The 9,994-nt window shown below is 58.4% G+C and carries 6 protein-coding genes; all 6 read left to right on the forward strand.

The window, feature by feature from the left end; all coding sequences use genetic code 11:
• Positions 1-150: 150 nt before the first annotated feature.
• Positions 151-2,982, forward strand: a complete 2,832-nt coding sequence (locus tag E1573_RS22175) for a 2-oxoglutarate dehydrogenase E1 component (RefSeq protein ID WP_133216692.1) — start codon at positions 151-153, stop codon at positions 2,980-2,982.
• A gap of 42 nt (positions 2,983-3,024) precedes the next feature.
• Positions 3,025-4,248 (forward strand): 2-oxoglutarate dehydrogenase complex dihydrolipoyllysine-residue succinyltransferase, encoded by a 1,224-nt coding sequence (odhB, locus tag E1573_RS22180; RefSeq protein ID WP_133216693.1) that lies wholly within the window; start codon positions 3,025-3,027, stop codon positions 4,246-4,248.
• A gap of 105 nt (positions 4,249-4,353) precedes the next feature.
• Positions 4,354-5,790, forward strand: coding sequence for a dihydrolipoyl dehydrogenase (gene lpdA, locus E1573_RS22185; protein WP_133216694.1), 1,437 nt, complete (start codon positions 4,354-4,356; stop codon positions 5,788-5,790).
• Positions 5,791-5,965: 175 nt separating this feature from the next.
• A complete protein-coding gene (sucC, locus tag E1573_RS22190; protein ID WP_133216695.1) occupies positions 5,966-7,132 on the forward strand; it encodes an ADP-forming succinate--CoA ligase subunit beta in 1,167 nt (388 codons plus the stop codon).
• A complete protein-coding gene (sucD, locus tag E1573_RS22195; RefSeq protein WP_004376004.1) occupies positions 7,132-8,016 on the forward strand; it encodes a succinate--CoA ligase subunit alpha in 885 nt (294 codons plus the stop codon). Before sucC ends, sucD begins: the two co-directional genes overlap by 1 nt.
• Positions 8,017-8,396: 380 nt before the next feature.
• Positions 8,397-9,710, forward strand: coding sequence for a branched-chain amino acid transport system II carrier protein (brnQ, locus tag E1573_RS22200; protein ID WP_133216696.1), 1,314 nt, complete (start codon positions 8,397-8,399; stop codon positions 9,708-9,710).
• Positions 9,711-9,994: the final 284 nt, after the last annotated feature.

Consider the following 9,994-nt stretch of genomic DNA (forward strand, 5'->3'; position numbering starts at 1 on the left):
CTATGAAGATATGAGACCAGCAGGGGCTTCCGGGCTGGTACCCGGAAAATCTGTGGGATCCTTGGTGGCTTGGTTCGGTCGCTGCATCAGGACTTTTCCAGGCATATCGTGGCTCTCGTAGATCCGTCCCCTAACCGAGGGTGACCAAGCATGCAAGAAAGCGTGATGCAGCGCATGTGGGAAAGCGCCCACCTTTCAGGTGGTAACGCTGCATATGTGGAAGAGCTCTACGAGCTTTACCTGCACGACCCTAACGCTGTGCCAGAAGAGTGGCGCACTTACTTCCAGAAGTTGCCCGCCGAAGGCAGCACCGCTACCGATGTATCGCACTCGACAATCCGCGACCATTTCGTACTGCTGGCAAAGAACCAGCGCCGCGCCCAACCGGTTTCCGCCGGAAGCGTGAGCAGTGAACACGAGAAGAAGCAGGTTGAAGTACTGCGACTGATCCAGGCCTACCGTATGCGCGGCCACCAAGCCGCCAAGCTCGACCCCCTGGGGTTGTGGCAGCGCCCTGCGCCAGTAGACCTGTCGATCAATCACTACGGCTTGACCAATGCCGATCTTGATACGACCTTCCGTGCCGGCGACCTGTTCATCGGCAAAGAGGAAGCGAGCCTACGCGAAATCTTCGACGCTTTGCAGCAGACATATTGCCGCACCATTGGCGCCGAATTTACCCACATCGTCGACTCCGAGCAGCGCAGCTGGTTCCAGCAGCGTCTGGAGAGCGTTCGTGGGCGCCCGGTCGTTTCTGCGGATGTCCAGAGCCACCTGCTCGAGCGTGTGACCGCAGCAGAAGGTCTGGAAAAATACCTGGGTACCAAATACCCGGGCACCAAGCGTTTCGGCCTGGAAGGCGGCGAAAGCCTGATTCCGATGCTGGACGAAATGATTCAGCGTTCCGGTTCCTACGGTACCAAAGAAGTTGTGATCGGCATGGCCCACCGTGGCCGTCTGAACGTGCTGGTCAACACCTTCGGCAAGAACCCGCGCGAGCTGTTCGACGAGTTCGAAGGCAAGAAGAAGGTCGAGCTGGGCTCTGGTGACGTTAAATACCACCAAGGCTTCTCGTCCAACGTGATGACCGCAGGTGGTGAAGTTCACCTGGCCATGGCGTTCAACCCTTCGCACCTGGAGATCGTATCGCCAGTGGTTGAAGGTTCGGTGCGTGCCCGTCAAGACCGTCGTAACGACGTTGTTGGCGACAAGGTACTGCCGATTTCCATCCACGGTGACGCGGCATTCGCCGGTCAGGGCGTGGTCATGGAAACCTTCCAGATGTCGCAAACCCGCGGTTTCAAGACCGGCGGTACTGTGCACATCGTGATCAACAACCAGGTTGGTTTCACCATCAGCAACCCGCTGGACTCGCGTTCCACCGAGTACGCCACCGACGTCGCCAAAATGATTCAGGCGCCGATCCTGCACGTTAACGGTGATGATCCAGAAGCTGTTCTGTTCGTGACCCAGCTTGCCGTTGACTACCGCATGCAGTTCAAGCGTGACGTGGTCATCGACCTGGTTTGCTACCGTCGTCGCGGCCACAACGAGGCCGACGAGCCGAACGGCACCCAGCCGCTGATGTACCAGCAGATCGCCAAGCAGCGCACTACCCGTGAGCTGTACGCCGAAAGCCTGATTCAAGCCGGTCGTCTCGATCTCGAGCGCGTCCAGGCCAAGGTTGACGAGTACCGCAACGCGCTGGACAACGGCCTGCACGTAGTGAAGAGCCTGGTTAAAGAGCCGAACAAAGAGCTGTTCGTTGACTGGCGTCCGTACCTGGGTCACACCTGGACAGCGCGTCACGACACCCGTTTCGACCTCAAGACCCTTCAGGATCTGTCGTCCAAGCTGCTTGAACTGCCGGAAGGCTTCGTGGTTCAGCGTCAGGTTTCGAAGATCTACGAAGACCGCCAGAAGATGCAGGCCGGTGGCTTGCCGATCAACTGGGGCTACGCCGAAACCATGGCCTACGCGACCCTGCTGTTCGAAGGTCATCCGATCCGTATGACCGGTCAGGACATTGGTCGTGGCACGTTCTCTCACCGCCACGCGGTGTTGCACAACCAGAAAGACGCCAGCACCTACCTGCCGCTGAAGAACCTGTACGCCGGTCAGCCACGCTTCGACCTGTACGACTCCTTCCTGTCGGAAGAGGCAGTATTGGCCTTTGAGTACGGCTACTCCACCACCACGCCAAACGCGCTGGTGATCTGGGAAGCTCAGTTCGGCGACTTCGCCAACGGTGCCCAGGTGGTTGTCGACCAGTTCATCACCAGCGGTGAGCACAAGTGGGGCCGTCTGTGCGGTCTGACCATGCTGCTGCCTCACGGTTATGAAGGGCAGGGGCCTGAGCACTCCTCGGCACGTCTGGAGCGTTACCTGCAGCTGTGCGCCGAGCACAACGTTCAGGTTTGCGTACCGACCACGCCGGCTCAGATCTACCACCTGCTGCGTCGTCAGGTCATCCGTCCGCTGCGTAAGCCGCTGATCGTACTGACGCCGAAGTCGCTGCTGCGCCACAAGCTGGCCATCTCGACTCTGGAAGAACTGGCCGAAGGCTCGTTCCAGACGGTGATCCCGGAAATCGATACCCTCGATCCGAAAAAGGTCACTCGCCTGGTCCTGTGCAGCGGCAAGGTCTACTACGATCTGCTGGAAAAACGCCGTGCCGAAGGCCGTGAAGACATCGCCATCGTGCGTATCGAACAGCTGTATCCATTCCCTGAGGACGATCTGGTCGAGATCCTCGCGCCGTACACCAATCTCAAAGATGTGGTGTGGTGCCAGGAAGAGCCGATGAACCAGGGCGCCTGGTACAGCAGCCAGCACCACATGCGCCGTATCCTGACTCGCCACAATAAAGAGCTGGTTCTGGAATACGCCGGTCGTGATGCTTCGGCAGCACCAGCCTGTGGCTATGCTTCGATGCACGCTGAGCAGCAAGAAAAGCTGCTGCAAGATGCTTTCACTGTTTAATGCCATCGCGCACTAGAAACCGAATTTAAGGAACCACTGATAATGGCTATCGAGATCAAAGCCCCTACTTTCCCGGAATCGGTTGCCGATGGCACCGTTGCCACCTGGCACAAACAACCGGGCGAAGCCGTCAAGCGCGACGAGCTGATCGTCGACATCGAGACCGACAAAGTCGTTCTGGAAGTACTGGCTACTGCTGACGGCGTACTGGGCGCTATCGTCAAGGGCGAGGGCGAAACCGTCCTGTCCGACGAAGTCCTGGGTTCGATCGAAGAAGGTGGCGTTGCCGCTGCTGCTCCTGCCGCTGCTGCAGCACCGGCTCCAGTTGCTGCCGCTGCTGCACCGGCTGCTGCGGACGAAGACGCCATTGGCGCTCCGGCTGCTCGCAAGCTGGCTGAAGAAAACGGCATCGCGCTGAACAGCATCAAAGGCACCGGTAAAGACGGTCGCATCACCAAGGAAGACGTCGTTGCGGCCATCGAAGCGAAGAAATCCGCTCCGGCTGCTGCGCCTGCTGCCAAGCCTGCTGCTGCCGCTGCTGCGCCAGTCGTTGCTACCGGCGACCGTACCGAGAAGCGCGTTCCAATGACTCGCGTACGTGCCACCGTGGCCAAGCGCCTGGTCGAAGCACAGTCGAACATGGCCATGCTGACCACCTTCAACGAAGTCGACATGACCGAAGTCATGGCCCTGCGTTCGAAGTACAAGGACCTGTTCGAGAAGACCCACAACGGCGTACGTCTGGGCTTCATGTCGTTCTTCGTCAAGGCAGCTACCGAAGCGCTGAAACGCTTCCCGGCCGTTAACGCCTCGATCGACGGTTCCGACATCGTCTACCACGGTTACGCGGACATCGGCGTTGCCGTTTCCAGCGACCGTGGCCTGGTAGTACCGGTTCTGCGTAACGCCGAGCAGATGAGCCTGGCTGAAATCGAGAACGGCATTGCCACCTTCGGCAAGAAGGCACGTGACGGTAAACTGTCGATCGACGAAATGACCGGCGGTACCTTCACCATCACCAACGGTGGTACCTTCGGTTCGATGATGTCGACCCCGATCGTCAACCCGCCGCAGGCTGCTATCCTGGGCATGCACAACATCATCCAGCGTCCTATGGCCGTTAACGGTCAGGTCGTAATCCGTCCGATGATGTACCTGGCACTGTCCTACGATCACCGCCTGATCGACGGTAAAGAAGCCGTGACCTTCCTGGTGACCATCAAGAACCTGCTGGAAGATCCAGCTCGTCTGCTGCTGGATATCTGATTGAGCAGCTGCAAGCTGCAAGCTACAAGCTGCAAGCCCGAACGGTTTGCGCTTGAGCTTGTGGCTTGCAGCTTGTCGCTTGCAGCTTTAAAGAGGATTTTCTGAATGTCGCAAAAATTTGATGTGGTAGTGATTGGTGCAGGTCCTGGCGGCTACGTAGCTGCGATCAAGGCTGCACAACTCGGTCTGAGCACTGCCTGTATCGAGAAGTACACTGACGGCGAAGGCAAACTGGCCCTCGGCGGTACCTGCCTGAACGTGGGTTGCATTCCATCCAAGGCGCTGCTGGACAGCTCCTGGAAGTACAAGGAAGCCAAAGAGAGCTTCAACGTTCACGGTATCTCCACCGGCGAAGTCAAAATGGACGTCGCTGCGATGGTTGGCCGCAAGGCTGGCATCGTCAAGAACCTGACCGGCGGTGTTGCCACCCTGTTCAAGGCCAACGGCGTTACTTCGATCCAGGGTCACGGCAAACTGCTGGCTGGCAAGAAAGTCGAAGTCACCAAGGCTGACGGTACTACCGAAATCATCGAAGCCGAAAACGTCATCCTGGCTTCCGGTTCGCGTCCGATCGACATTCCACCGGCTCCGGTTGACCAGAACGTCATCGTCGACTCCACTGGCGCCCTGGAATTCCAGGCTGTGCCTAAGCGTCTGGGCGTGATCGGCGCGGGTGTTATCGGTCTGGAGCTGGGTTCGGTCTGGGCTCGCCTGGGTGCAGAAGTTACTGTTCTGGAAGCCCTGGACACCTTCCTGATGGCTGCTGACACCGCCGTCTCCAAGGAAGCCCTGAAAACCCTGACCAAGCAAGGTCTGGACATCAAGCTGGGCGCTCGCGTCACCGGCTCCAAGGTCAACGGCGCTGAAGTCGAAGTGACCTACACCGATGCCAACGGCGAGCAGAAAATCACCTTCGACAAGCTGATCGTTGCAGTCGGCCGTCGTCCGGTGACCACTGATCTGCTGGCTGCCGACAGCGGCGTGACCATCGATGAGCGTGGTTTCATCTTCGTTGACGATCATTGCGCGACCAGCGTACCAGGCGTTTACGCCATCGGTGACGTGGTTCGTGGCATGATGCTGGCTCACAAGGCCTCGGAAGAGGGCATCATGGTTGTCGAGCGCATCAAAGGCCACAAAGCCCAGATGAACTACGACCTGATCCCTTCGGTTATCTACACCCACCCGGAAATCGCATGGGTTGGTAAAACCGAACAAACCTTGAAGGCTGAAGGCGTTGAGGTTAACGTGGGCACCTTCCCGTTCGCGGCCAGCGGCCGTGCGATGGCTGCCAACGACACCGGTGGTTTCGTCAAGGTCATCGCCGATGCCAAGACCGACCGCGTTCTGGGTGTACACGTGATTGGCCCATCGGCTGCCGAACTGGTGCAGCAGGGTGCAATCGCAATGGAATTCGGCACCAGCGCCGAAGACCTGGGCATGATGGTTTTCTCCCATCCGACCCTGTCCGAAGCGCTGCATGAAGCCGCGCTGGCTGTGAATGGCGGTGCCATCCACGTAGCCAACCGTAAGAAGCGTTAAACAATAAGAAACCACGGCGGGTGGCCCGTCGTGAGTCTTGCGTGCATGACTCACCGCGGAAAGTCCGCCGGACTCGAACTCCCGGAGCATACTGGGAGCAAGTGGTCACAGGTGGCGCGGCACTCCCAAAGAGCGCAGCGCCGAAGCGCAGTACCTAACGAAGACGGTAAAAAGCATGAATCTTCACGAGTATCAGGGTAAGCAGCTGTTCGCTGAATACGGCCTGCCAGTTTCCAAGGGTTTCGCAGTCGATACCCCTGAGCAAGCGGCAGAAGCCTGCGACAAGATCGGTGGTTCGGAGTGGGTCGTCAAAGCCCAGGTCCACGCTGGTGGTCGCGGTAAAGCGGGCGGCGTCAAGCTGGTTCGCAGCAAAGAAGACGCCAAGGCGTTCGCTGCGCAATGGTTGGGCAAGCGTCTGGTCACCTACCAGACTGACGCCAACGGTCAGCCAGTGTCCAAGATCCTGGTCGAATCCTGCACTGACATCGCCAAAGAGCTGTACCTGGGCGCTGTAGTCGACCGCTCGAGCCGTCGTATCGTGTTCATGGCCTCCACCGAAGGTGGCGTGGACATCGAGAAAGTCGCTCACGAAACTCCTGAGAAGATCCTCAAGGCTACTATCGATCCGCTGGTTGGCGCTCAGCCATACCAGGGTCGTGAACTGGCGTTCCAGCTGGGTCTGGAAGGCAAGCAAGTTGCACAGTTCGCCAAGATTTTCGTCGGCCTGGCCAAGCTGTTCAAAGACCACGACCTGGCCCTGCTGGAAGTCAACCCGCTGGTCATCAAGGCCGACGGCGACCTGCACTGCCTCGATGCCAAGATCAACATCGACGCTAACGCCATGTACCGTCAGCCTAAGCTGAAAACCTTCCACGACCCGTCGCAAGACGATCCTCGTGAAGCCCACGCTGCCAGCTTCGAGCTGAACTACGTGGCCCTGGAAGGCAACATCGGCTGCATGGTCAACGGTGCTGGCCTGGCCATGGGTACCATGGACATCGTCAACCTGCACGGCGGCAAGCCAGCCAACTTCCTCGACGTAGGTGGTGGTGCTACCAAAGAGCGCGTGACCGAAGCCTTCAAGATCATTCTGTCCGACAGCAATGTCGCGGCCGTTCTGGTTAACATCTTCGGCGGCATCGTTCGCTGCGACATGATTGCCGAAGGCATCATCGGTGCAGTGAAAGAAGTTGGTGTCAAGGTTCCGGTTGTCGTCCGTCTGGAAGGTAACAACGCTGAACTGGGCGCTAAAGTACTGGCAGAAAGCGGTTTGAACATCATTGCGGCCACCAGCCTGACCGACGCTGCTCAACAAGTTGTAAAAGCTGCGGAGGGCAAGTAATGAGCGTCCTGATCAATAAAGACACCAAAGTTATCTGCCAGGGCTTCACCGGCTCGCAAGGTACTTTCCACTCCGAACAAGCCATCGCCTACGGCACCAAGATGGTTGGCGGCGTGACTCCGGGCAAAGGCGGCACCACTCACCTGGGCCTGCCAGTGTTCAACACCGTTAAAGAAGCTGTTGAAGCTACTGGTGCTGACGCTTCGGTTATCTACGTTCCGGCTCCTTTCTGCAAAGATTCGATCCTGGAAGCAGCATTCGGCGGCATCAAGCTGATCGTCTGCATCACCGAAGGCATTCCTACCCTGGACATGCTGGATGCCAAGGTCAAGTGCGACGAGCTGGGTGTTACCCTGATCGGCCCTAACTGCCCAGGCGTTATCACTCCGGGCGAGTGCAAGATCGGCATCATGCCAGGTCACATCCACTTGCCAGGCAAGGTCGGTATCGTTTCGCGTTCCGGCACCCTGACCTATGAAGCCGTCAAGCAGACCACTGACGCCGGTTTCGGTCAGTCCACCTGTGTTGGTATCGGTGGTGACCCGATCCCAGGTTCGAACTTCATCGACATCCTGAAGCTGTTCCAGGAAGATCCGAAGACCGAAGCGATCGTCATGATCGGTGAGATCGGCGGTTCGGCTGAAGAAGAAGCTGCTGCCTACATCAAGGCTAACGTGACCAAGCCTGTCGTTTCCTACATCGCTGGTGTTACCGCTCCTGCGGGCAAGCGTATGGGTCACGCTGGCGCGATCATCTCCGGCGGTAAAGGCACTGCAGACGAGAAATTCGCTGCTCTGCAAGACGCTGGTGTGAAAACCGTCCGTTCGCTGGCAGACATCGGCAAGGCCCTGGCCGAGCTGACTGGCTGGGAAGTGAAGAAGTAATCACTGCCCAGTGAACAAAAAGGCCACCTTCGGGTGGCCTTTTTGTTTGTCGGTAGGAGCGGGCTTGCCCGGCGATAGCGATCTGTCAGTCGCATCGTATCGCGGGGCAAGCGCGCTCCCACAGTATTGCCTGGTTGCACCAGGTGATACCTGATTTGCTGTCACTCAGGCGACAAACAGGTGCGTTCATCGGACACCGCTCTAGGTGGCGGTGCGCTATCGGTACAACTTGGTTACACTGTCATCACTTTCGTGTCGGTGCCCCAAAAGGGTACGGGCATGCTTTAAAGGGCTTGTCTCATCCGGACGGGCTACATTTTCCCTCACCCAAGGGGAAATCCCTCTCTAAATCCCGATTTCAGAAGTGTGGTATTTCCTTAATGAAAGTGTTGAAAGGCCAGGACATCCTGGCGCTTGGTTTTATGACGTTCGCGTTGTTCGTCGGTGCGGGTAATATCATTTTCCCGCCGATCGTCGGCCTGCAATCGGGCCCGCACGTGTGGATGGCAGCGTTGGGCTTCCTGATCACCGCAGTAGGCCTGCCGGTCATTACCGTGGTTGCCCTGGCCAAAGTGGGTGGTGGCATGGATGCGCTGAGCAGCCCGATCGGTAAGGTCGCGGGCGGCTTGCTCGCAGCGGTCTGCTACCTGTCGGTGGGCCCACTGTTTGCCACGCCGCGTACGGCAACGGTCTCCTTTGAAGTGGGCGTTGCACCACTGACCGGAGAAAGTCCTACGGCACTGTTCATTTACAGCCTGCTGTACTTCCTGCTGGTGCTCGCCGTGTCGATGTACCCAGGCAAGCTGCTCGATACCGTCGGTCGTTTTCTGGCACCGCTGAAGATCATCGCTCTGGCGGCACTGGGCATTGCCGCGTTCATGCTGCCAGCGGGCACCAGCGGTGATGCATTGCCAGCTTATGAAGCGTCGGCATTTTCCCAGGGCTTTATCAATGGTTACCTGACCATGGATACCCTTGGCGCGTTGGTGTTCGGTATCGTCATCGTCAATGCCATCCGCTCCCGTGGGGTCGAGTCGCCGCGGTTGATCACCCGTTATGCCATCATTGCTGGCCTGATCGCTGGTGTCGGCCTGGCGTTGGTTTACATCAGCCTGTTCCGCCTGGGTGCCAGCAGCCATGAAATTGCACAGGGTGCGACCAACGGCGCAGCGGTTCTGCATGCCTATGTGCAGCACACCTTCGGTTCATTGGGCAGCGGCTTCCTCGCGGTATTGATCGCCCTGGCGTGCCTGGTGACGGCTGTGGGCCTGACCTGCGCCTGTGCCGAGTACTTCAGCCAGGTGTTGCCGTTGTCTTACCGCACCTTGGTGCTGATCCTGTGCGCCTTCTCGCTGCTGATCTCCAACTTGGGTCTGACCAAGCTGATCGAGTTCTCGATTCCGGTACTGACCGCGATTTACCCGCCGTGCATCGTGGTGGTGGGCTTGAGCTTCTGCAAAGGCTTGTGGAACTCCCAGGCTCGCATTCTCGGGCCGGTGATGGCAGTGTCGCTGCTGTTCGGTGTGTTTGATGCCATCAAGGGCACCAGTCTGGCCTCGCATCTGCCAGAAGCCCTGGGTCATCTTCCATTGAGCGACCAAGGCCTGGCGTGGCTGGTGCCTTCGGTAATCACCCTGGCCGTCGCAGTGGTCTGTGACCGTATGCTGGGCAAGCCGCGCGAAGCGCTGGCCTGAGAATCAGCCCCACGCCTGACGTCGGCCACAAGCCATAGTGCAGAGGGCAGGGCAGATTCCAAGCCCCGTATCCGAAAGGATGCGGGGCTTTTTTGTGGTTCTTCACAGATTGTCGGGGGCGATGTTTATCCGTTCCGCCCTATCAGTGGGAGCGGGCTTGCCCCGCGATTGGGTTTTGCATGCTAAATCGCTTCGCGGGGCAAGCCCGCTCCTACCGAGATAAGCCCTCCAGGCGAATATGCCAAAAGCTTAAAGCAGTCGGACAAATAACCAGCTTCTTGGCG

Origin of the sequence: Pseudomonas sp. H9 (assembly GCF_004353925.1) — a bacterium.
In the GTDB taxonomy this organism is placed as follows: Bacteria; Pseudomonadota; Gammaproteobacteria; order Pseudomonadales; family Pseudomonadaceae; genus Aquipseudomonas.

What these genes read in the sequence shown, in the direction of transcription:
- brnQ (WP_133216696.1), top strand. Translation starts at nt 8,397, where the DNA reads ATGAAAGTGTTGAAAGGCCAGGACATCCTGGCGCTTGGTTTTATGACG.
- sucC (WP_133216695.1), top strand. Translation starts at nt 5,966, where the DNA reads ATGAATCTTCACGAGTATCAGGGTAAGCAGCTGTTCGCTGAATACGGC.
- sucD (WP_004376004.1), top strand. Translation starts at nt 7,132, where the DNA reads ATGAGCGTCCTGATCAATAAAGACACCAAAGTTATCTGCCAGGGCTTC.
- E1573_RS22175 (WP_133216692.1), top strand. Translation starts at nt 151, where the DNA reads ATGCAAGAAAGCGTGATGCAGCGCATGTGGGAAAGCGCCCACCTTTCA.
- lpdA (WP_133216694.1), top strand. Translation starts at nt 4,354, where the DNA reads ATGTCGCAAAAATTTGATGTGGTAGTGATTGGTGCAGGTCCTGGCGGC.
- odhB (WP_133216693.1), top strand. Translation starts at nt 3,025, where the DNA reads ATGGCTATCGAGATCAAAGCCCCTACTTTCCCGGAATCGGTTGCCGAT.